Annotated in this window: 16 protein-coding genes, 1 tRNA gene and 2 rRNA genes (1 of these 19 cut by a window edge); 8 read left to right on the top strand and 11 right to left on the bottom strand. The window is 60.3% G+C overall.

Features of this window, described 5'->3' with window-relative positions; translation table 11 throughout:
* Positions 1-113: 113 nt before the first annotated feature.
* Positions 114-1,016 (bottom strand): LysR family transcriptional regulator, encoded by a 903-nt coding sequence (locus tag IU367_RS01420; protein ID WP_043557051.1) that lies wholly within the window; start codon positions 1,014-1,016, stop codon positions 114-116.
* 98 nt (positions 1,017-1,114) lie between these two features.
* On the opposite strand from IU367_RS01420, the gene IU367_RS01415 reads away from it, so the two are divergent.
* Positions 1,115-2,167: an HlyD family secretion protein gene (locus IU367_RS01415; protein ID WP_043141368.1), complete on the top strand. Its 1,053-nt coding sequence runs from the start codon at positions 1,115-1,117 to the stop codon at positions 2,165-2,167.
* Positions 2,167-3,720 (top strand): DHA2 family efflux MFS transporter permease subunit, encoded by a 1,554-nt coding sequence (locus IU367_RS01410; RefSeq protein ID WP_274453233.1) that lies wholly within the window; start codon positions 2,167-2,169, stop codon positions 3,718-3,720. The genes IU367_RS01415 and IU367_RS01410 overlap by 1 nt, the downstream gene beginning before the upstream one ends.
* Before the next feature lie 123 nt (positions 3,721-3,843).
* On the opposite strand, the gene IU367_RS01405 is transcribed toward IU367_RS01410, so the two are convergent.
* Positions 3,844-4,470 carry a lysoplasmalogenase gene (locus IU367_RS01405; RefSeq protein WP_042868534.1) on the bottom strand — a complete coding sequence of 209 codons (627 nt, stop codon included), beginning with the start codon at positions 4,468-4,470 and terminating at the stop codon, positions 3,844-3,846.
* 188 nt (positions 4,471-4,658) lie between these two features.
* On the opposite strand from IU367_RS01405, the gene IU367_RS01400 reads away from it, so the two are divergent.
* Positions 4,659-4,799, top strand: coding sequence for a hypothetical protein (locus tag IU367_RS01400; RefSeq protein WP_162489544.1), 141 nt, complete (start codon positions 4,659-4,661; stop codon positions 4,797-4,799).
* A 454-nt stretch (positions 4,800-5,253) separates the two neighbouring features.
* On the opposite strand, the gene IU367_RS01395 is transcribed toward IU367_RS01400, so the two are convergent.
* From IU367_RS01395 to IU367_RS01370, 6 genes are all read right to left on the bottom strand, one after another.
* Positions 5,254-7,806, bottom strand: coding sequence for a TRAP transporter permease (locus IU367_RS01395; protein ID WP_274453232.1), 2,553 nt, complete (start codon positions 7,804-7,806; stop codon positions 5,254-5,256).
* A 106-nt stretch (positions 7,807-7,912) separates the two neighbouring features.
* On the bottom strand, positions 7,913-8,884 hold the full coding sequence (locus tag IU367_RS01390; RefSeq protein ID WP_274453231.1) for a TAXI family TRAP transporter solute-binding subunit: 972 nt from the start codon (positions 8,882-8,884) through the stop codon (positions 7,913-7,915).
* 415 nt (positions 8,885-9,299) lie between these two features.
* Positions 9,300-11,456: a S9 family peptidase gene (locus IU367_RS01385; protein WP_274453230.1), complete on the bottom strand. Its 2,157-nt coding sequence runs from the start codon at positions 11,454-11,456 to the stop codon at positions 9,300-9,302.
* A gap of 236 nt (positions 11,457-11,692) precedes the next feature.
* Entirely contained in the window at positions 11,693-12,124 is a 432-nt protein-coding gene (locus IU367_RS01380; RefSeq protein ID WP_098981008.1) for a DUF411 domain-containing protein, read from the bottom strand.
* 49 nt (positions 12,125-12,173) lie between these two features.
* On the bottom strand, positions 12,174-12,497 hold the full coding sequence (locus IU367_RS01375; protein ID WP_274453229.1) for a hypothetical protein: 324 nt from the start codon (positions 12,495-12,497) through the stop codon (positions 12,174-12,176).
* Between the two features lie 84 nt (positions 12,498-12,581).
* Positions 12,582-13,304, bottom strand: a complete 723-nt coding sequence (locus IU367_RS01370) for an SDR family oxidoreductase (RefSeq protein ID WP_274453228.1) — start codon at positions 13,302-13,304, stop codon at positions 12,582-12,584.
* Between the two features lie 142 nt (positions 13,305-13,446).
* Between IU367_RS01370 and IU367_RS01365 the strand changes: the two genes are divergently transcribed.
* From IU367_RS01365 to IU367_RS01345, 5 genes are all read left to right on the top strand, one after another.
* Positions 13,447-14,289 carry a LysR family transcriptional regulator gene (locus tag IU367_RS01365; RefSeq protein WP_274453227.1) on the top strand — a complete coding sequence of 281 codons (843 nt, stop codon included), beginning with the start codon at positions 13,447-13,449 and terminating at the stop codon, positions 14,287-14,289.
* 64 nt (positions 14,290-14,353) lie between these two features.
* Entirely contained in the window at positions 14,354-14,953 is a 600-nt protein-coding gene (gene kefF, locus IU367_RS01360; protein ID WP_043141385.1) for a glutathione-regulated potassium-efflux system oxidoreductase KefF, read from the top strand.
* A gap of 64 nt (positions 14,954-15,017) precedes the next feature.
* Positions 15,018-16,874: a monovalent cation:proton antiporter-2 (CPA2) family protein gene (locus IU367_RS01355; protein WP_274453226.1), complete on the top strand. Its 1,857-nt coding sequence runs from the start codon at positions 15,018-15,020 to the stop codon at positions 16,872-16,874.
* Positions 16,871-17,257, top strand: a complete 387-nt coding sequence (locus tag IU367_RS01350; protein WP_241280075.1) for a SirB2 family protein — start codon at positions 16,871-16,873, stop codon at positions 17,255-17,257. Before IU367_RS01355 ends, IU367_RS01350 begins: the two co-directional genes overlap by 4 nt.
* A 296-nt stretch (positions 17,258-17,553) precedes the next feature.
* Positions 17,554-18,540, top strand: a complete 987-nt coding sequence (locus IU367_RS01345) for a helix-turn-helix transcriptional regulator (RefSeq protein WP_042868514.1) — start codon at positions 17,554-17,556, stop codon at positions 18,538-18,540.
* Between the two features lie 1,302 nt (positions 18,541-19,842).
* Here the strand turns inward: IU367_RS01345 and IU367_RS01340 are convergent.
* The 3 genes from IU367_RS01340 to IU367_RS01330 form a co-directional block, all read right to left on the bottom strand.
* Positions 19,843-19,919: transfer RNA gene (locus IU367_RS01340), tRNA-Asp, on the bottom strand.
* A gap of 97 nt (positions 19,920-20,016) precedes the next feature.
* Positions 20,017-20,131, bottom strand: a 5S ribosomal RNA gene (rrf, locus tag IU367_RS01335).
* A 127-nt stretch (positions 20,132-20,258) separates the two neighbouring features.
* Positions 20,259-22,793: ribosomal RNA gene (locus tag IU367_RS01330) — 23S ribosomal RNA — on the bottom strand (it continues 355 nt past the right edge of the window).

Below are 22,793 nucleotides of genomic sequence, written 5' to 3'. Positions count from 1 at the left end.
CCCCCTGCAACCGGTTGTCGATGCCACCTGTAACCGGCACCATGCCCCTCTTCCATCCTGGAGATCAAACCTGGATCCCGTGATCCAGACCTCCCCCTTTTCCTATCCATCTATCACAACAGATTGTCGATGCCGTAATCGGCCCCCTGCGCCACCATGAAATCGATAAAGGTCCGCAACTTGCGCGGCATCAGTCGCCGCTCCGGAAACAGCAGATAAATCGGTACCTTGGGCTGCTGCCACTCCGGCAGCAGGGTCACCAGCGCCCCGCTGGCCAGCTCCTCATGGCAGAGCATGGCGGGCAGAGAGGCCAGCCCCAGCCCCGCCTTCGCCGCCTCCCTGGCACAGGTTATATTATTAACCCGAAAGCGGGAGGGAGGGTCAACCAGCACCTCTCTGCCCTCGCGCTCGAAACACCAGTGAGAGGCCAGAAAACCGCTGCTCACCGCCACCCGCTCGTGTAAAAGCAGATCTTCCGGCCGCGTGATGGCCGGGCTGCGCGCCAGATAATCCGGGCTGGCACACAGCAGCCGCTCCGTGCTCCACAGTCGCCGCGCCGCCAGGTTGGAGTCGCTCATGTCACCGATGCGCACGATCGCATCCAGTCCCTCGTTGATAGGATCCACGATGCGATTGGTCAGCTCCAGCTCAACCTGCAGGCCCGGATAGACCTGCAAGAATTTGGCCACCAGCCGGCCGACCACCAGTTGCCCCGTCTCGATAGGCACCGCCAGCTTGAGGGTACCTGTCACCTCCTGCTGGCTGGCACTCACCATCAGCTCGGCCTGGGCCAGCTCGTCCACCGCCTTGCTGCAGCGCAGATAATACTGCTCGCCGGCCTCGGTCAGGGTGAGCTGCCGGGTGGAGCGGTAAAGCAGCCGCACGCCGAGGCGCTGCTCCAGCTCGGCAATGCGGCGACTCACGGTCGCCTTGGTCATGCCCAGCTCCTGGGCGGCCGCGGTGAAGGAGCCCTTGTCGACGATCCGCACTAAAATCAATGCAGCGTTCAGATCCATTGTTGCACCAGTGAAACTGTATATCTCATAAATGGATACTAATCGAAACAGTTGGCCGGTGTTAGCCTGCGTCTCTTAAGTTCAGGAATCCCCCAAAAATGAGTCAACACAAGAAGATCCCCCTGCTGGCCGCCATGGTGCTGGCCCTGCTCGGTCTGCTGTTCGCCGGTTACTGGTATCTGCATGGCCGCTATTTCGAGAGTACCGACAACGCCTACCTGCAGAGCGAGGTGACCGGGATCGGCTCCAAGCTGCCGGGCTACATCAGCGAGGTGCTGGTCACCGACAACCAGGCGGTGAAGGCCGGCCAGCTGATCGCCCGGCTGGACGATCGGGAGTACAAGACCAAGGTGGCCGAGGCCGAAGCCGACCTGCGCCTCAATCAGGCGACGGCGGAGAATCTGGCCGCGACCCGCACCCAGCAGTTGAGCCTGATCCGTCAGGCCGAGGCCAAGGTCAGCTCTGCCAATGCCGAGCAGGTGCGCGCCCGGCAACAGGTGCAGCGCGTCAGCCAGCTCAACCAGCGCCACTACAGCTCGCAGGACAGTCTGGACGAGGTGCGGGCCGGACTGCAGGTCAATCTGGCCCAGGAGCAGGAGACCAAAGCCGCCCTGCAAGCCGCCCGCGAACGGCTGCTGGTGCTGGACGCCGAAGCCAAGCAGAACCAGGCCAGGCTGGCATTGAGCGCCGCCCAGCTGGAGCAGGCCAAACTTGAGCTGACCTATACCGAGTTGCGGGCACCGGCCGACGGCATCATAGGCAAGCGCAGCCTGCGGGCCGGACTCTACGTCCAGTCAGGCATGCAGGTCGCCAGCCTGGTGCCGCTGCAACAGGTGTGGGTCGAGGCCAACTTCAAGGAGACCCAGCTGCTGCACATGCAGCCGGGCCAGAAGGTGAAGGTGATCCTGGATGCCTATCCGGATCAGCCGGTCGAGGGGATCATCGACAGCCTGGCCCCCGCCACCGGCGCCAGATTCGCCCTGCTGCCACCGGAGAACGCCACCGGCAACTTCACCAAGATAGTGCAGCGGGTGCCGGTCAAGATCCGCATCCCCGAGCCGGGCACCCTGGCCGGCAAGTTGCTGCCTGGCCTCTCCACCGAAGTGATAGTGGATACCCGGGATCCTGAACCTCTGGTCGCCGCCCACTGATGGAACCCATTCCACGTCGCAACTGGATTGCGGTCATGGGGGGCCTCATCGGCGCCTTCATGGCCATCCTCGACATCCAGATCACCAACGCCTCCCTGAAGGACATTCAGGGGGCCCTGTCGGCCACCCTGAGCGAGAGCTCCTGGATTTCCACCTCCTATCTGGTGGCGGAGATGATCGCCATCCCCCTGAGCGGCTGGCTCAGCCGGGGCCTGAGTGTGCGCCGTTACCTGCTGTGGACCACGGGGGCCTTCATCGTCGCCTCCGTGCTCTGCTCGTTCAGCTGGAACCTCACCAGCATGATCGTCTTCCGGGCGTTGCAGGGCTTCACCGGCGGCGCGCTCATTCCCATGGCCTTCTCCCTCATCGTCAGCCTGCTGCCGCTGCACAAGCGGGCCACCGGCATGGCGCTGTTCGGCCTGTGCGCCACCTTCGCCCCCGCCATAGGCCCGACCCTGGGCGGCTGGCTGACGGAGCAGCTCTCCTGGCACTACATCTTCTATCTGAACGTGCCACCGGGACTGCTGGTGATGGCCATGCTGGCCCACGGGCTGGACAAGAAGCCGGTGGACTGGGAGGTGATCAAGCGAGTGGATCTCATCGGCATAGTCACCATGGCGATGGGGCTGGGCCTGCTGGAGGTAGTGCTGGAAGAGGGCAACCGGGAGGACTGGTTCGGTTCCAGCTTCATAGTGCGGCTCACCGTCATCTCTGTGGTGGCCCTGGTGTTCTTCGTCATCAGCCAGCTGCTCAGACGCCACCCGCTGGTCAACCTGCGGCTGCTGCACAACCCGCGCTTCGCGCTGGCCTGCTTCGCCTATCTGGTGCTCGGCATGGCGCTGATGGGCTCCATCTATGTGCTGCCGCTCTACATGGCGCAGATCCACAACTACAACGCGCTGGAGATCGGTGAGGTACTGATGTGGATGGGGCTGCCACAGCTGCTGGTGTTGCCGCTGGTGCCCAAACTGACCCACAAGATAGATCCGCGCTATCTGGTGAGTTTCGGCTTCCTGGTGTTTGCCATCAGCTGCTTCATGAACATGAACATGAGTGCCGACTACGCCGGCCCCCAGCTGATCCAGTCGCTGATAGTGCGGGCGCTGGGCCAGCCCTTCATCATGGTGCCGCTCTCCCTGGTGGCGACCGCCAGCCTGACCCATGACGAGATCCCCTCCTCCTCGACCCTGCTCAACGTGCTGCGCAATCTGGGGGGGGCCTTCGGCATCGCCATCATAGCGACCCTGATCGACAACGACACCCGCGTCCATGTCAACCAGATCAGCAGCACCCTGGCCGCCAGCAGCATAGAGGGGCAAAGCTACCTGCTGCAGCTGGCCCAGACCATGATGGCGCAAGGCTCGGGTCCCGAGCTGGCTCAGCAGCAGGCCCAGGCCATGCTGTCGAACACCATCAGCCGCGAGGCGGCCATCATGGCCTACAACCAGGTGTTCTACGTGATGGGCATCTTCCTGCTGATCGCCAGCGCCCTGATGCTGCTGCTCAAGCAGCCGGCCCCCAGAGCCGCCGATGCCGAGCCGATCGAGGCATAGCAAGGCTGCTGAAAACAGACAATAAAAAATGGGCCAACAGGCCCATTTTTTATTGTCATGGATCTTCACCCGTCGGCAAAGATCAGGATCCAGGTCCGCGCGATGAAAGAGAGCGGCGCCTCTTCACCCCGCCAGCGAAGCGGCGATCAGGAACTGGGCGGCAAAGTAGCTGCTCATCACCCAGGCCGTGGCATGGGGGAAGGGGCGGCGGAAGCGGTCCAGCGCCAGCATGCTGTCGGAGAAGAGGAACATCAGCGCCCCCACCAAGGCGGCGGCACTGCCTGCGGTCAAGGAGGCGTGCCAGGCACCGGCAGCCACCCAGGCCATGCCGATGATCACCAGCATGTAGCAGAGCACGGGGATCTTCATCTCCCCGAGCTTGCCCCACAACAGGCCGAACACCATGCCTGCCACCAGCAGCAACAGCAGGCCATCCACCAGGTTCAGCACCAGCGGCCCCTGGGCGAAACCGACTATGTAGCAGAGGTGCGCGACAAAAAATGCCGCCAGCCCCTGAATGAAACGATCGCTTGGCAGCATCAGCAGCACGTCACCGGCCAGCGACAGGCAGAGGCCAAGCAGGATCCAGGCGTGGGATCCGTCGTGGTCATAGCCCTGATAGCCGAACGCCAGCGCTATGATGAGCAGCATGGTCAGCGGCTTGCTGATGTAGAACTGACGGGAGTCTGAGCCATAGGCCGCACGAATGTGCCACCAGCCCGATGCGATGATCAAGAAACTCAATAACATGCCCTGCTCCTCACGTGTTGCTCGCAGTCATACGGCAACATCTTCTTGCTGACAAGCAGAGTAACAAATTCCCCCGCCCAGTGGCAGGGGCGCTCAGCAAATGAGCAGCCTACGCCTAAAGTCTAATTGTCCGGCCCACCCTGTTCGGGCATAAGGAACGGGTCCGGAGGATCACTATGGAAGACGCAATGAAAAACTATCTGCCCGCCATCGATATCATGATGTGCCACCTTGGCATCAGCTTCGAGCAAGCCTGCGAACAGCTGGGCCTGAGTCCGGTGGAACAACAGACCCTGAGCCTGCTGCAGGAACAGGATCCGCAAGAATAAGCCCTCCCGGTTATGGATATCATGATGTGCCACCTTGGCATCAGCTTCGAGCAAGCCTGCGAGCAGCTGGGCCTGAGCCCGGTGGAACAACAGACCCTGAGCCTGCTGCAGGAGCAGGATCCACAGGAATAAGCCCTCCCGGCATCGACATCATGATGTGTCGTATCCAGGGATCAGCGTCGAGCAAGCCTGCGAACAGCTGGGCCTGAGTCCAGTGGAACAACAGACCCTGAGCCTGCTGCAGGAACAGGATCCACAGGAATAAGCCCTCCCGGTTATGGATATCATGGTGTGCCACCTTGGCATCAGCTTCGAGCAAGCCTGCGAACAGCTGGGCCTGAGCCCGGTGGAACAACAGACCCTGGGCCTGCTGCAGGAACAGGATCCGCAAGAATAAGCCCCGACCGGGAAGATGAAAACGGCGCCTCTATGGCGCCGTTTTTATTGACCCTTGTTAGGCTCGCACCGCCCGTCGCCGTTGCAGCCCGACGATCAGCGCAAACAGCAGGAAGCCGGGCAGCCACATCAACTCCTTGCGCCAGCGCTCGGTGGGCGCCTTGACCACCAGGATCTCCTGATCGAACTCCATGCCGGCCGCGGCGGCCGGGCTGCCGAAGGTGACGCTGTCGATCAGGGTCTTGCCATCCTGTTCATACAAGGCCAGCCCCAGGCTGGCGAGGCGGGCCTCCCCATCCTCTCCTGCCGGCACCGCCAGCAGCACGGTCGACTGACGCAACTTGCCCACCGCATCTTCACCCTGGACGCGCAGCCGCAGTGTGCTCTCCGCCTCCACTTCGCCCAGGGTCTGGGCCAGCTGGGCTGGCGCAGTGTCGCGATAGGGATCGTGCACCATGTCCATCCAGAAACCAGGGCGGAACAGGGTGAAGGCCACCAGCAGCAGCAGCACGCTCTCATACCAGCGACTCTTCACCAGGAAATGGCCCTGGGTCGCGGCGGCGAAGATCAGCATGGCGACGGTGGCCACCATGAAGATCAGCACCCCGTGGGCGAAGTCCACGTCGATCAGCAGCAGATCCGTGTTGAAGATGAACAGGAAGGGCAGCGCGGCGGTGCGCAGGCTGTAGTAGAAGGCTGTGATGCCGGTCTTGATGGGATCGCCCTTGGAGACAGCCGCCGCCGCAAACGAAGCCAGCCCCACCGGCGGGGTCACGTCCGCCATGATGCCGAAGTAGAAGACGAACAGGTGCACAGCGATGAGCGGCACTATCAGGCCGTTCTGCTGCCCGAGCGTCACCACAACGGGCGCCAGCAGGCTGGACACCACTATGTAGTTGGCGGTGGTGGGCAGCCCCATGCCGAGGATCAGGCTGAGCAGGGCGGTAAGCAACAGCATCAGCAGCAGGTTGCCCATGGAGAGCATCTCCACCAGATCCGCCAGCACCAGACCAACCCCGGTCTGGGAGACGGCACCCACTATGATCCCCGCCGTGGCGGTGGCAATGCCGATGCCGATCATGTTGCGGGCACCGGCCACCAACCCCTCCCGCAGATCGACCATGCCATCGTTGAAGGTGCCGTAGTCGTGCTTGCCATCGCTGCGCAGCCAGTTGAGCAGCGGCCGCTGGGTCAGCAGTATGATCACCAGCATGACGGTCCCCCAGAAGGCCGACAGCCCGGGCGAGAGCCGTTCCACCATCAGGCACCACACCAGCACCACCACCGGCAGCAGGAAGTGCAGACCGGAGAGCAGCACGGCGCGGGTGTTGGGCAGCTCAATCAGCGGCTTGTCCGGATCCTCCGCCGCCAGCGGCTCATGGCTGGCCGCTATTTTCAGCAAACCCAGATAGGTGATGGCCAGCAGCAGGGCTATGCCTGGCAGGGCGTACTCACCCAGCGCCGGCTTGAGCCAGCCCAGGCCGTAGTAGACCCCCATCGACAGCCCGCTGATGAGGGCAGCGCCGAAGGCGAAGCCGGTCAACCGGCGCAGCCAGGGCTTGGGCTGATGACCACCTATGGGCTGCATGCCGAGCTTGAGCGCCTCCAGATGCACTATGTAGAGCAGCGCTATGTAGGAGATGGTCGCCGGCAGGAAGGCGTGCTTGATGATCTCGACGTAGGGAATGCCCACGTACTCCACCATCAGAAAGGCGGCAGCCCCCATCACAGGCGGCATGATCTGGCCGTTGACCGAGGAGGCCACTTCCACCGCCCCCGCCTTCTCCGAGCTGAACCCCACCTTTTTCATCATGGGAATGGTGAAAGTGCCCGTGGTCACCACGTTGGCGATGGAGGAGCCGGAGATGAGGCCGGTCAGGCCGGAGGCCACCACAGCCGCCTTGGCCGGGCCGCCGCGCAGGTGACCGAGCAGGCTGAAGGCGAGCTGGATGAAGTAGTGGCCGGCACCGGCCCGCTCCAGCAGGGCACCGAACAGCACGAACAGGAACACGAAGCTGGTGGAGACGCCGAGGGCAATCCCGAATACCCCTTCCGTGGTGATCCACTGGTGGTTGGCCAACGCGGTGAAGCTCACCCCGCGATGGGCCAGCAGCCCCGGCATCCAGGGCCCCGCCAGGCTATAGGCGAGAAACAGCAGGGCGATGACCGCCAGCGCCGGCCCCAGGGCGCGGCGCGCCGCTTCCAGCAGCAGCGGGATGCCGATGCAGGCGGTGATCAGATCCTCTGTGGTCAGACTGCCCGGCCGCAGGGCCAGCGCCTGGTACATCACGAACAGGTAGCTGGCGGCCCCGGCGGCGATGAGCCCCAAGGCGATGTCGCCGAGCGGCACCCGATCCCGTGGCGATGAACGAAACGCCGGAAACACCAGATAGGCCAGCAGCAGGGCGAAGGTGAGGTGAATGGCACGGGTCTCGGTGTCATTGAGCACGCCAAAGCCCAGCATGAAGGGTAGCGGCGAGGCGATCCAGAGCTGGAACAGGGACCAGGCCAGCGCCAGTGTGGTGATGAGCCCGCCCATGAGGCCGAACGGCAGGCGAGCGCCCACGTCCTGGGCGATCAGTTCCTCGGTAGAGAGTTGTTTATCTTGCATAGGGTTAACTTGTGCCAACGAGTACAACAAGAGCGACACCCGCCCCCGCAACCGGGCAGCGGCTGACGGGTGTCGAAGAGAGTGACCTGGGCCCTTGGGCCTTCAATCAGAGCCAACCGCGCTCTTTGTAGTAGCGGGCGGCCCCTTCATGCAGCGGCGCCGAGAGCCCCACCTTGATCATGTCGGCCTCTTTCAGATCGGCGAAAGCCGGGTGCAGGCGCTTGAAGCGATCCAGGTTGTCGAAAACGGATTTGACCAGCTGATAGACCACTTCCGGATCGGCCTTGGCACTGGTGGAGAGCACCGCCTTGCCACCGATGGACGGGGTCGGCTGATCGCTGCCCTTGTAGATGCCGCCCGGGATCTCGGCCTTGGTGTAGTAGCTCTTCTCTGCCAGCAGCTTGTCGATGTCGGCACCGGTCACAGGTACCAGCACGGCGTCTGTGGTGGTGGAGGCTTCCTGGATGGCGCCGTTCGGGTGGCCGACGAAGTAGCTCATGGCGTCTATGTTGTTGTCGCCAAGGGCGGAGGCCTGCTCGGCCGGTTTCAACTCGGAGACCAGACCGAAGTCACTCTTCTTCCAGCCCTTGACCGCCATTATCTCTTCCATGGTGTCGCGCTGGCCCGAGCCCGGGTTGCCGATGTTGACGCGCTTGCCCTTCATGTCGTCGAAGCTGGCGATCTTGGCATCGCGGCGCGCCAGTATGGTGAACACCTCGCTCTGCAGGGAGAAGACGGCGCGCATGTCGCCCATGGCCCCCTCGGTCTGGAACGGCGGCAGCCCCTTCATCGCCTTGTACTGATGGTCGGACTGCATGATGCCGAAGTTGAATTCACCGCTGCGGATGCCGTTGACGTTGGCCACACCGCCACCGCTGGCCGGGGCGTTGCACTTGATCTGGTGATCGGCGGCGCCGCGATTGAGGAAGCGGCAGATGGACTGGCCCGCCACGTAGTAGACGCCGGTCTGACCGCCTGTGCCTATGGTCACGAAGCGCTCCTGCGCCTGCAGCGGACCACCAAACGAGACACCGACCAGGGCAGCCGACAAGGCACACGCCAGGGATAATCCTTTCATGTTGTTCATCCTTTTTGATTGATTCAGCTCGCCCGTTCCACGGGCGAATGCCGGACAAACCACCGTTCTGCGTCGGTGGTCATCCATGACCTCGATATGAGGAATCGGGTGAACGGCGAGCGTTCCCCAAAAAGCCACCAGCATCCTGTGGTGAGACAGTCGGCTTCATGCCAACCGAAGATAATTGGCCCGGAAGGGACCAATCAAAGCGTCATAACGGCTTCGATTAAGCACATGGCGCCAACATAAATCAAACAAAAACACAAAATGATGGATATGGATGACGAGAAATTTGAAGCCGATCATTAATTTACTGATCAGGGATTAATTGGAGTGTGCTACCGGTTGGCAGGCGGGGGATATAGACGAGATTCTTTTGCAGCCCTTGACTGGCAAGGGCTGCAACCTTGGTGACTTATGCTTTCGGCTTGGCCAGATCCAGGATAAACGCAAACTCCAGCGCGATATCCTCGTAGGCCTTGAAGCGACCCGACTTGCCGCCGTGGCCGGCATCCATGTCGGTATTCAGCAACAACTTGTTACCATCCGTCTTCAGCTCGCGCAGCTTGGCCACCCACTTGGCGGGCTCCCAATACTGTACCTGGGAGTCATGCAGCCCTGTGGTCACCAGCATGTTCGGGTAGGCCTGCGCCTTGACCTGATCGTAGGGGCTGTAGGCCTTCATGTAGTCGTAGTAGCGCTTCTGGTTCGGGTTGCCCCACTCGTCGTACTCCCCCGTGGTGAGGGGGATGGACTCGTCCAGCATGGTGGTGACCACGTCGACGAAGGGCACCTGGGCCACCACGCCGCGATAGAGCTGGGGCGCCTGATTGATGACGGCCCCCATCAGCAGGCCGCCGGCGCTGCCGCCCATGGCGTAGACCTGATCCCTGGCGCCATACCCCTGCGCCACCAGCGCCTCGGTCACATCGATGAAGTCGTTGAAGGTATTCTGTTTTTTCAGCAGCTTGCCATCTTCATACCAGTGGCGGCCCAGCTCCTCGCCACCCCGGATATGGGCGATGGCATAGACGAAGCCCCGGTCCAGCAGGCTCAGGCGAGCCGTGCTGAAATCGGGATCCATGCTGGCGCCGTAGGAGCCATAGCCGTAGACCAGCAGCGGATTTTTTGGCGACCCGGCACTCTCTTTCTTGAACAGATCCTTGCGATAGACCAGAGACACAGGCACGGCCACACCATCACGGGCGGTCACCCAGAGCCGCTCGCTGGCGTACAGCTCCGGCTTGAAGCCCGCCACCGCCTGCTGCTTGAGCAGGGTGCGCTTGCCGCTCGCCATATCCAGCTCATAGGTGGACGAGGGGGTGGTCATGGAGGAGTAGCCGTAGCGCAGCTGGCTGGTCTCCGGCTCCGGATTGTAGGCGAGCCAGGTGACATAGGCGGGATCGTCGAAGGCGATCTCCTTCTCGTCACCGCTCTGCCAGTTGATCTGGCGCAGCCGGGTCAGCCCCTGATTGCGCTCCTCCAGCACCAGCCACTCCTTGAACAGGGCATAGCTCTCCAGCAGCACGTCCGGATTGGGGGCGATCACCGCCTTCCAGCGCTCGACCGGGCTCTCCTTGGTCTCGTACAGGCCGAAGTTCTTGCCGTCCTTGTTGGAGCGCACATAGAAGCGACCACGGTAGTGATCCAGGCTGTATTCGTGATCCACCTGACGGGGCAGGAACAGCCGCGGTGCCTGAGTCGGCACGTTGGCGTCGATGAGGCGCGCCTCGCCCGTGGTGGTGCTGGAGAGGGCAATGACGATGAAATCTTCCGAGGTGGTGGCATAGAGGCTGACGTAGAAGGTGTCGTCCTTCTCCTCATACACCAGGGTATCTTTCGCCGGATCCGAGCCAAGCTCGTGGCGATAGACCTGATAGGGCAACAGGGTCTTGGGGTGCTTGCGCACGTAGAACACCGTCTTGCTGTCATTGGCCCACACCAGGTTGCCGGAGGTGTTCTCGAGCTTGTCGGCGGCCCATTTGCCGCTCTCCAGATCGAGGAACTGGATCTGGTACTGACGGCGCGAGAGGAAATCTTCCGCCACCGCCAGCCAGCGATTGTTGCGGCTCACCTCCAGGGCGCCAAGGGAATAGAACTCGTGCCCCTCTGCGCGCTGGTTGCTGTCCAGCATCGGCTCGGGCTCCTGCGGCCCGTCCACTTTGCTGCGGGAGTAGATGCCGTACTCCTTGCCCGGCTCATAGCGGGTCTGGTAACGGTAGCCGTTCTTCACATAGGGGACGGACTCATCCTGCTGGGGAATGCGGGCCACCATCTCCTGGTAGAGCTGGTCGCGCAGCGGCCGGGTCGGCTTGAGCATGGCCTCGGTATAGGCGTTCTCCGCCTCCAGGTAGGCCAGTACCTCGGGTTTCTGGCGCTCGTCATCGCGCAGCCAGTAGTAGTTGTCGACCCGGACGTCGCCGTGTTTCTTGATGGTATGAGGGTGTTTGGTGGCCACGGGAGGCTGGATAAGGGTGTCGCTTGTGGGCATGGCGGACTCATCATTGGCATATGAACAGGGAACGGCAACCAGGCAAGCCAGCAGCAGAAGCCCTCGGGGAAAGGTGAACATGTCGCATCCTTTGCGCTTTAAAAGGGTTAGCAGACCTGAGCCTTGGCTCCTTGGATAGGGGATCAATCTGCCCCTTGTCGCCCCCAGTTGCAAGTTATCACCCTGCAAAACCCGCAAGAACAGGTAAAAGGGCCACTATCTCGCGATAGCGGCCCTCAAACCTGACCATGAGCGACACAGGTTCGCTCAGGTGTGCCTCACATGATGGAGTCGTGCCTGCTCATGGCCAGTTTGCGTCAGCCGGGGTAGCTCGACCAGACCCTGGTCGCGCCCTCGTTGCTGATGCTCAGCACCTGGTAGGGCTGACCCGGAATATCCATGCCTGGCGCACTCTGGGGCATGCCCGGAATGGTCAGGCCGCGGATCGCCGGTTTTTCCTTGAGCAGCTTCTGCACGTCGGCGGCGGGTACATGCCCCTCCACCACATAGCCATTCACCACGCCCGTGTGGCAGGAGGCCAGCTGCGGTGTGATGCCGTACTGCTGCTTGATGGGATCGAGCTGCTCGGTTTCGACGACCTTGACCTCAAAGCCGTTCTCTTCCATGTGCTTGATCCAGGTCTTGCAACAGCCGCAATACTGGGACTTGTAGACGGTCATCTGCTCGGCCGCGAGGGCGGAGAAGCTGACGGTACCGGCCAGCAGGGCCAGTAACAGGGACTTGTACATAACTCACCTCAGATAAGAAGAAATACCCAAAAAAACAGGGGAACTCGACTCAACCTGGATGACGGGGAGGACGCTCGAGCCGCTCGAGCGGCACCTCAGGCGTGAACAGGGAGGGGGAGAGAAACTGTGGCATGTCCGGTTCCAGTACGGCCACCGTCAGGCTGTCGCTGGTGAGCACCGTCATGGCCAGCGCCGAGGTGAAGCTGCCACATGGCATGGCCTTCTCCAGGGTACGCTCGCTCTGGCTGCAATGGGGCGTCAGGGTACAGAGATCGGTCGCCGCCCGGCTGCCAAACGACATCAGCACCATCAGCAGACTCCACAGGGGGAGCCAGCGGCGGGCGCGAGCGAGTTGGCGACGGGTCAGAACCATGACATGACTCATTGATCGGAGGAGCCCTATGGTAACCCTTGGCCCAGGGGGAGGGTCAAGCCCTCCCCTCATGGCCAGTCCGGATCAGGGTTGCTGACGGGTGGCCGCCAGCACGATTTCGCGTACGCAGACGTTGGCGGGCTGATGCCAGGCATAGAGCACGGCCTCGGCGATCACCTCGGGCGCGATCACGCCGCCCATCTGATCCTTCCAGTCGTGATAACCGGCCTTGATGCTCTCGTCCGTGGTGTGACTGAGCAGGTCGGTCTCGACCGCGCCAGGGGCTATGGTCACCATGCGCACGCCGACGTCGGCCACCTCTTCCCGGATATTTTCGGTCAGGGCGTGCACCGCGAACTTGGTGGCACAATAGGCCGCATGGTTCGGGAAGGTCTTGCGACCGGCGATGGAGCTGATGTTGACTATGGTACCGCTGCGGCGAGCCTTCATCCCGGCCAGCACGGCATGAACGCCGTTCAGCACCCCCATCACATTGATGTTGAGCATCTGCTGCCACTCGGCGGGATCCTGCACGTCGGCCTGCCCCAGCAACATGACGCCGGCATTGTTGACCAGGCAACCCACAGGGCCGAACCGGGTCTCTGCCTGCTGGATGGCGGCCTTCATGGCGGCCGTGTCGGTGACATCGACGCTGACACACAAGGCGTTGGGCAGACCCAGCGCCTGCATGGGCTCGACCCGGCGGGCCAGCAGCAAGAGCGGATGACCGGCGGCCGAGAAGGCGCGGGCGATGGCGGCACCGATCCCGGCGGAGGCACCGGTGATCACGACGAGGGACTTGGACATGGTATTTCCTTTTGATTCGATGAGAAACGGGATCACACAAGCGGCTGGCCAGCACGGAACTCAGTCACTATAGTCGCAGCATCCATCAGTGATAAATATTGTTTTCCGCTGGTTATCATCTGAAAAAACTATGGTTGGGCTCATGCTGGATCTGAGATTGCTGCGCTTCTTCATCGCCATCTATGAAGAGAAAAACATCACGGCGGCGGCACTGCGCTGCCACGTCAGCCAACCCTCCCTCTCGGCCGGCCTGCGCCAGCTGGAAGAGGCGCTCGGCGACAGCCTGTTCACCCGGGGCAAGAAGGGGGTTGAGGCAAAGGATCCGGCCCATTACCTCTATCCCCATGCGGTCAAGCTGGTGGAAGAGGCACGCCGCCTGCCGGAGCTGTTTCGCCAGAAGGCGACGCGCGCACGACTCAACATGGCCATCATGCCGGATCTGAGCCGCCACCGGCTGGCCGGCTTGCTGCAGCGGGTGCAGGGCGTGCTGCCCGAGCTGGATCTCACCCTCTCCGACTACACCAGCCCCGCCGACTGCCGGCTGACCCTGGATGCGCTGCGCCGGGAGGACGAGATCTTCCTGCCCCTGTGGGAAGAGGACTATGTGCTGTGCATGCGTACCGACCACCCCCTCGCCAGCCGCGCCCGCATCGCGCTGACTGAGCTGCAGCATTATGATTTTATTGAGTGCCCGCCCTGTGAGGCCCATCAGCAGACCATAGGGCTGCTGGCCTGCGACCGGCTCACCCTCAACCTGGTGGCCAAGGCCGAAAGCAAGGGGCTGGTGATGGCGCTGGTGCTGGCGGGCGTCGGCATCAGCTTCCTGCCCGACGGCCTGGTGGACGACGAACCCGGCCTGTGCACGGTCGCGGTGAGCGGGCCGCGGATGTTTCGGCGCATCGGACTCTGCTATCCCGCCCATCAGACCCTGAATCCGGCGCTGCGCGATCTGATCCCGGAACTGGCGGGCTATTGCGCTTCTTGATAACGTCGCAGCTCAATGCATCTTCTTTTCACCGGTATCAGGCCCATCTTCAGGTTATGACTTCATGAAACGCATTCTGGTTCTCTTTTCACACCCGGCCCTGCAGAGCTCCCGGGCCAACAAGCAGCTGCTGCAGGCCGTCTCCGATCTGGAGGGGGTCACGGTGCACGACCTCTACCAGCACTACCCGGACATGTTCATCAACGTGAAGCGGGAGCAAGCCCTGCTGTCGGAACACGACATCATCGTCTTTCAGCACCCCTTCTACTGGTACTCCTGCCCCGCCATCATGAAGGAGTGGATGGATCTGGTGCTGGAGTATGGCTACGCCTACGGCCCCGAGGCCCACGCCCTCAATGGCAAGCAGTGGCTGAGTGCCATCACCACGGGGGGCGCCCCCGACTCCTATTGCAGCGAAGGCTACAACCGCCGCCCGCTGCTCGACTTCCTGCTGCCGTTCCAGCAAACGGCGCAGTTGTGTGGCATGCGCTGGCTGCCGCCGTTCGTGCTGCACTCCTTTCACAAGATCAAGGATCCGGAGGCGCTGCGCCGCTGTGGCCAGGATTATCGCCAGCTGTTGTGTGCCCTGCGCGACGAGCAGCTGACCCCGGCCCAACTCGGCGGCAGCCCCTATCTGCGGGATCTGCTGGAGGTGCTCTCATGAAACACTGTCAGTCATTTGGCCGACCCTGTGAGTCGGGCCAGACATGCGAACGGAGGGCCGGCTGATGGGTCACGGATTACTGTTTGATGCGCTTATCTACCTCTCGGCGGCGGTGATCGCCGTGCCGCTGGCCAAGCGCTGGGGGCTGGGTTCCGTGCTCGGCTACCTGCTGGCGGGCATCATCATAGGCCCCTTCCTGCTGGGGCTGGTGGGAGAGCAGAAGGATGTGATGCACTTCGCCGAGTTCGGCGTGGTGCTGATGCTGTTTCTGGTCGGACTGGAGCTGCGCCCTGCCCTGCTGTGGCAACTGAAGGGGCCCATACTCGGCACCGGTGGCCTGCAAGTGCTGCTCACCACGGGGGCCCTGACCGGAGTCGCTCATCTCATCGGCCTGCCCTGGCAACAGGGACTGGCCATAGGTCTCATTCTGGCGCTATCGTCCACGGCCATAGTTCTGCAGAGCCTGCAGGAGCGCAAGCTGATGCAGAGCGAGAGCGGCCGCTCCGCCTTTGCGGTGCTGCTGTTCCAGGATATCGCCGTCATTCCCATACTGGCGATCCTGCCACTGCTCGCCATAGCGCCGGTGGCCAGCAATGGCAGCTCCGAGCTGGCCGGCTGGCAGCATGGCCTGCTGGTGGTTGCGGCCATCTCCGGCATAGTGCTGGGTGGCCACTACCTGATGCGCCCGGTGTTTCGGGCCATAGCCCAATCCCACATGCGGGAGATCTTCGTCGCTGCCGCCCTGCTGCTGGTGATCGCCATCGCAGTGCTGATGGAGTCGGTGGGGCTCTCCCCGGCCCTTGGCTCCTTCCTCGCCGGTGTGGTGCTGGCCGACAGCGAGTATCGCCACGAGCTGGAGGCGGACATAGAGCCGTTCAAGGGCTTGCTGCTCGGCCTCTTCTTCATGTCGGTGGGCGCCGGCATCAACTTCAGCCTGTTTGCCGAACACCCCTTGCTCATCCCGACCCTGGTGGTCGGCCTGATGGCGCTCAAGTGGCTGGTGCTGATGGCGCTCGGCTTTGTGATTCGCATCTCGCCGAGCCAACGCTGGACCTTCGGGCTAGCGCTGGCGCAAGGGGGAGAGTTTGCCTTCGTGCTGTTCTCGTTCGCCGCCCAGAACAAGGTGCTGCCCGGCGACACCATCTCGCTGCTCACCCTGGTGGTGGCCCTCTCCATGGCGCTGACGCCGCTCTTGCTGATCCTCAACGATCGGGTGATCCAGCCCTGGTTCGATTACCGCACCCACAGCGACACACCGCAGCATGAGCAGCCGGAGCTGGTGGAACACCCGGTGATCATCGCCGGCTTCGGCCGTTTTGGCCAGATAGTGGGACGCCTGCTGCACGGCCACGGCATAGGCACCACCATACTCGAGCAGGATGCCAGCCAGATCGAAATGCTGCGCAAGTACGGCTACCAGGTGTTCTACGGCGATGCCAGTAGGCTCGACCTGTTGCATGCCGCCGGCGCCCACAAGGCCAAGCTGCTGGTGCTCTCCATCAACGATCCGGCCACCTCGCTCGAAGTGATTGAAATGGTGAAGAAACACTTCCCGCACCTTAAGATACTGGCGCGAGCCCAGGACAGACCTCACGCTCACGAGATCCTGCGCCAGGGCGTGGGCAGCGTGTATCGGGAAACCCTGGGTTCCGCCGTGGATCTGGGGGTGGAAGCCCTGACCCAGCTGGGATTTCGGGCCAACCAGGCCTGGCGGGCGGGACAGACCTTCAAACAGCACGACAACTGGTTGCTGCGGGAGCAGGTCAACTACCTGGACGACGAACACACCTATATCAACAAGAGCCTGCAATACCGGGATATCCTCTCCGATCTGTTGCAAGACGATCAGGAAGGACAGGAGCGCATTCACGCTCACAACTGGAACAGCGGTCTGCCCGACAACGACAAGGAAGCAATATGATTGCCTATTACCCCATGCTCAAACATCTGCACATGACCCTGGCCATCGTCAGCCTGCTGCTGTTCGTCTATCGCTGGATGCTCTCTCTCAACGGCAGCCCGCGTCTGCAACAGCGCTGGCTGAAGATAGCGCCCCACGTCAACGACACCTTTTTGCTGCTGTTCGGGGTGCTGTTGGCGGTCACGTTGCAGATGAGCCCGGGGCAGCAACCCTGGCTGATGGCCAAGCTGATCGCACTGGTAGTCTACATAGGCCTCGGCGTCATGGCGCTCAAGCGACCGGCCCGCAACCAGAAGCTGGTGGCCGGCCTAGCTGCCCTGGCGGTATTCGGCTATATGGTGGGAGCCGCCATCAGCAAGTCAGCCTGGTCCTGGCTGGCCTGATAACAGGTCGCCATCTGGTGGAGGGGCCGCGCCCCTCCACATCATCTTCTGCCTCTTCCTGCTATTTTTATTTTTTCCTCTCCCCAAAAACCGCAAGACAGCACTTTCATTTGCGATTTTCTCATCAATTAAAAGCCTCGATTGCTGCCCACCAAAACATGTATTAGCTTTAATATCATGCAGTTAAAGCAGTTTGTATGAAAATGGCGACAGTTGTCGCAGCAAAACTTGCGACATAGACTGTCGCATGTCATAGCTAGGATACACTCAACGCTAAACCAGTGAAGGCATGCACCATGAGTAAGAAGCTGTTACGACAACTGACCTTGGCGCGTTGCATCCCGCACCGCCCTTACAAGCTGACCGCCAGCCAACTCCAGGTAAAACTGGAAGAGGAAGGCATACACGTCAGTCTGCGTACCGTGCAACGGGACCTGGAGGAGATGTCCGGCATGGGGTTGTTCGACCTCACTTCGGATGAACGCAGCAAACCCCACGGCTGGTGCTTTGAGCGCCATGGCCTAAACGACTTCGCCAACATAATGCCGCTGTCGCTGGCGGTGGCCCTGAAAACCTGGAGTGATCAGGCAAGCCAACTGCTGCCGGCAAGTGTGCTGACCGAATTGAACCCGCTGGTCGACAAAGCCAGCCAGGTGATCCGCGACAGCCAGAGTGAACTGGCCGAACGCTGGCTCGAAAGCGTGCATCAGTCACCGCGTCCGTTTGCCGGTAATCCTGAGATCCGTCGCAGCACCTTGATCCGCGATGCCCTCTGGCGCGGTCGCAAGTTCAGTGCCGAGATCCAGCGTGTCATCAAGGAACGTACCGTATGGCTCTGCTATGACCGCATCAATCCCCTCGGTATCCTGAATCAGGCCGACGGTCCGACCCTGCTCTGCACCCTGTCCGAGCTGGATCCCAAGGTGTACGGTATACCTTTCGATCACATCAAGGGCGTGGAGCTGACCAACTTCAGCGCGACCCAGCCGAAGGACTTCAATATCCAGAAGCTGATCCGCGATCAGGGCTACCAGGATGTCAGCGGCCCTATCCGCTTCGTCGGTCGCATAGATGCCAACTGCCCGACTCTGGTCGATGGACAGATCCCGGGCCACAACCCGCGCATGACCCGCTACGATAAGCGCAGCGTAGTCGTGGAGACCGAGGTACAGGACACCCCTGAATTTCGCACCTGGTTGAACAACATGAGCGGCAACCTGGAAGTGTTGGCGCCAGAGTCGTTGCGCAAGGCATATCCCACGCCTGGCAGCCGAGTCAGCTAATCCCAAAAAAGCCGAGCCCAGCCTCGGCTTTTTTGTATTCTTTTTGAGCATATTTATTCAATTAATTTTTAACTCTTGCCCGCTTAATTGAGCCGCGTTGTACCATCGTTTTCCCCCTGTTTTTGCGTGTGAGAGATCCGCCATAGCCGCTGTAAGAGGCCACTGTGTTGAGCCGTACGCGAAGCCATCTTTGAATCCATATGCTTTCCAATGAAACAAACTAAGACAATGATTAGTATGGATTTATCTTGTTAATGGCTGGGTTGAACCAAGCCGGGTCATGCCGATAACCGCCCAACCTCCCTTGTTCCGCTATGCGGTTCCCTTAATATGGGTCTCACAAGGACGGAGCTGGTCCGGCAGGATGCAGGAACAGCGCATAAGCAGGGAATAATCCACAGGACGTGGTCAGGGACACCTCAGGATGAGGCAGGTAACCGGGAAGGTTATCAAATGGATTGAACAGGACGCCACAGGATGTGGTTGTGGACACCTCGGGATGAGGCAGAGCGGTACGGATTGCGCTCTTCAGGAAGAACAGGACCTCGCCGGATGCGAGCAGGACAGCTTCAGGATGAAGCGAGATAACCCGGATGGTTATCTGTCAGGACGACGCAAGGAACACCACGGGATGTGGTAACGGACACCTCCAGGATGGAGAGAGTGCAGCAATCAGGATCGATTGCCAGGCTAGGATGGCCACAGGACACCTCAACGGATTGGGAAGGGGATATTCCGAAGGATCAGGATAAAGTCAGGGATTGCAGGGAGCGTTGCAGTTCATGGACTGGACTAGATGACTTGAGGGGACGGCAGCTGCCGTCCCCTTTTCTTTTGCATCTTTACAGCCTGGCCCCATCGTTCGATAGCCATGCGTGCACACCCCGCCTTAGATCCGCATCCACGACTTATCTGCATTACAAGCCCCCCCGAACGAACGTTTACAAGCGCAGCCTCTCTTAGAGGATATAACAAAGCCATCCATACAAAGTCTGATGGACTTGGCTCAAGTGATGGTGATGGTGATGGTGAGTGAGGCTATCCAGAGTTACACCATGGAGCACCTGCGTCAGTCACTGAGGTACAAAGCTCCAGATAGCGGTTTAAATCGCTAAACGCTAGCTGAACAATCTCAGGACTAGGCAGCCGGTGGCAGGGTAACGAGCACAAGGGGTGACAGACTGGGATAGAGATGCCAGTGGCGAGTCGCAGCCCTACCTAGTATCCCTCACTTCCTTATTTCCGTTCGCAAATGCCAAAAAGCAAAAAGGCCTTCCCGATGGGGAAGGCCTTTCAATTTACTGGCGGAGCGGACGGGACTCGAACCCGCGACCCCCGGCGTGACAGGCCGGTATTCTAACCGACTGAACTACCGCTCCGCTGTCTGGTTAGCTTTTTGCTAAATTGTCTGCCGTTTCAACGAGGTGTCATCCTCTCGGCCAACGTCGTGATGTGCACGGCGCTGTTTAATTGGGTGCCTGGCAGTGTCCTACTCTCGCATGGCGAATGCCACACTACCATCGGCGCTACCGCGTTTCACTTCTGAGTTCGGCATGGGATCAGGTGGTTCCACGGCGCTATGGCCGCCAGGCAAATAACTTCAATCTCGGAAAGCTGACGTGAGTAACGACTGATTGGCTATTGCCTGGTCGTTATCACTGAATTAGGTAAGTAGTCTCGCACTTGCTACAAGTCTCAGAACACTTCTTGGGTGTTGTATGGTTAAGCCTCACGGGTAATTAGTATGGGTTAGCTCAACACGTCGCCGCGCTTACACACCCCACCTATCAACGTTGTGGTCTCCAACGGCCCTTTAGGACCCTCAAGGGGTCAGGGATGACTCATCTCAGGGCTCGCTTCCCGCTTAGATGCTTTCAGCGGTTATCGATTCCGAACTTAGCTACCGGGCAGTGCCACTGGCGTGACAACCCGAACACCAGAGGTTCGTTCACTCCGGTCCTCTCGTACTAGGAGCAACTCCCTTCAATCATCCAACGCCCACGGCAGATAGGGACCGAACTGTCTCACGACGTTCTGAACCCAGCTCGCGTACCACTTTAAATGGCGAACAGCCATACCCTTGGGACCGACTTCAGCCCCAGGATGTGATGAGCCGACATCGAGGTGCCAAACACCGCCGTCGATATGAACTCTTGGGCGGTATCAGCCTGTTATCCCCGGAGTACCTTTTATCCGTTGAGCGATGGCCCTTCCATTCAGAACCACCGGATCACTATGACCTACTTTCGTACCTGCTCGACCTGTCCGTCTCGCAGTTAAGCTGGCTTATGCCATTGCACTAACCTCCTGATGTCCGACCAGGATTAGCCAACCTTCGTGCTCCTCCGTTACTCTTTGGGAGGAGACCGCCCCAGTCAAACTACCCACCAGGCACTGTCCGCGATCCCGATTCAGGGACCTGCGTTAGAACATCAAACATACAAGGGTGGTATTTCAAGGACGGCTCCAGCGCAACTGGCGTCACGCCTTCAAAGCCTCCCACCTATCCTACACATGTAGGTTCAATGTTCAGTGCCAAGCTGTAGTAAAGGTTCACGGGGTCTTTCCGTCTAGCCGCGGGTACACCGCATCTTCACGGCGAATTCGATTTCACTGAGTCTCGGGTGGAGACAGCATGGCCATGGTTACACCATTCGTGCAGGTCGGAACTTACCCGACAAGGAATTTCGCTACCTTAGGACCGTTATAGTTACGGCCGCCGTTTACCGGGGCTTCGATCAAGAGCTTCGCTTGCGCTAACCCCATCAATTAACCTTCCGGCACCGGGCAGGTGTCACACCCTATACGTCCACTTTCGTGTTTGCAGAGTGCTGTGTTTTTGATAAACAGTCCCAGCCATCTGGTCACTGCGACTCCCAACTGCTCCATCCGCAAGGGACTTCACTGTCAAGAGCGAACCTTCTCCCGAAGTTACGGTTCTATTTTGCCTAGTTCCTTCACCCGAGTTCTCTCAAGCGCCTTGGTATTCTCTACCCGACCACCTGTGTCGGTTTGGGGTACGATGACTTGTAATCTGAAGCTTAGAGGCTTTTCCTGGAAGCAGGGCATCAATGGCTTCACCACCGTAGTGGCTTCGTCTCGTGTCTCAGTGTTGTGTCTCCGGATTTGCCTAGAAACACCACCTACGCACTTTCACCAGGACAACCGTCGCCTGGCCCACCTAGCCTTCTCCGTCCCCCCATCGCAATTACAAGTCGTGCAGGAATATTAACCTGCTTCCCATCGATTACGCCTTTCGGCCTCACCTTAGGGGTCGACTCACCCTGCCCCGATTAACGTTGGACAGGAACCCTTGGTCTTCCGGCGAGGAGGCTTTTCACCCCCTTTATCGTTACTTACGTCAGCATTCGCACTTCTGATATCTCCAGCATACCTCTCGATACACCTTCGCAGACTTACAGAACGCTCCCCTACCACTCACACATAAGTGTGAATCCGCGGCTTCGGTGCCTGGTTTGAGCCCCGTTACATCTTCCGCGCAGGCCGACTCGACTAGTGAGCTATTACGCTTTCTTTAAATGATGGCTGCTTCTAAGCCAACATCCTAGCTGTCTGAGCCTTCCCACATCGTTTCCCACTTAACCAGAACTTTGGGACCTTAGCCGGCGGTCTGGGTTGTTTCCCTCTTCACGACGGACGTTAGCACCCGCCGTGTGTCTCCCGGATATTACTTACTGGTATTCGGAGTTTGCATGGAGTTGGTAAGTCGGGATGACCCCCTAGTCCAAACAGTGCTCTACCCCCAGTAGTATTCGTCCGAGGCGCTACCTAAATAGCTTTCGGGGAGAACCAGCTATCTCCGAGTTTGATTGGCCTTTCACCCCCAGCCACAGGTCATCCCCTAACTTTGCAACGTTAGTGGGTTCGGTCCTCCAGTTGATGTTACTCAACCTTCAACCTGCCCATGGCTAGATCACCCGGTTTCGGGTCTACACCTTGCAACTAGACGCCCAGTTAAGACTCGGTTTCCCTACGGCTCCCCTATACGGTTAACCTCGCTACAAAATGTAAGTCGCTGACCCATTATACAAAAGGTACGCAGTCACCCCGAAGGGCTCCCACTGCTTGTACGTACACGGTTTCAGGTTCTATTTCACTCCCCTCACAGGGGTTCTTTTCGCCTTTCCCTCACGGTACTGGTTCACTATCGGTCAGTCAGGAGTATTTAGCCTTGGAGGATGGTCCCCCCATATTCAGACAGGATGTCACGTGTCCCGCCCTACTCGATTTCA

Origin of the sequence: Aeromonas bestiarum, assembly GCF_028751155.1 — a bacterium.
Classification (GTDB): Bacteria; Pseudomonadota; Gammaproteobacteria; order Enterobacterales; family Aeromonadaceae; genus Aeromonas; species Aeromonas bestiarum.
The sequence above is the reverse complement of the archived record's forward strand: the minus strand, read 5'-3'. Positions and strand labels throughout refer to the sequence as shown.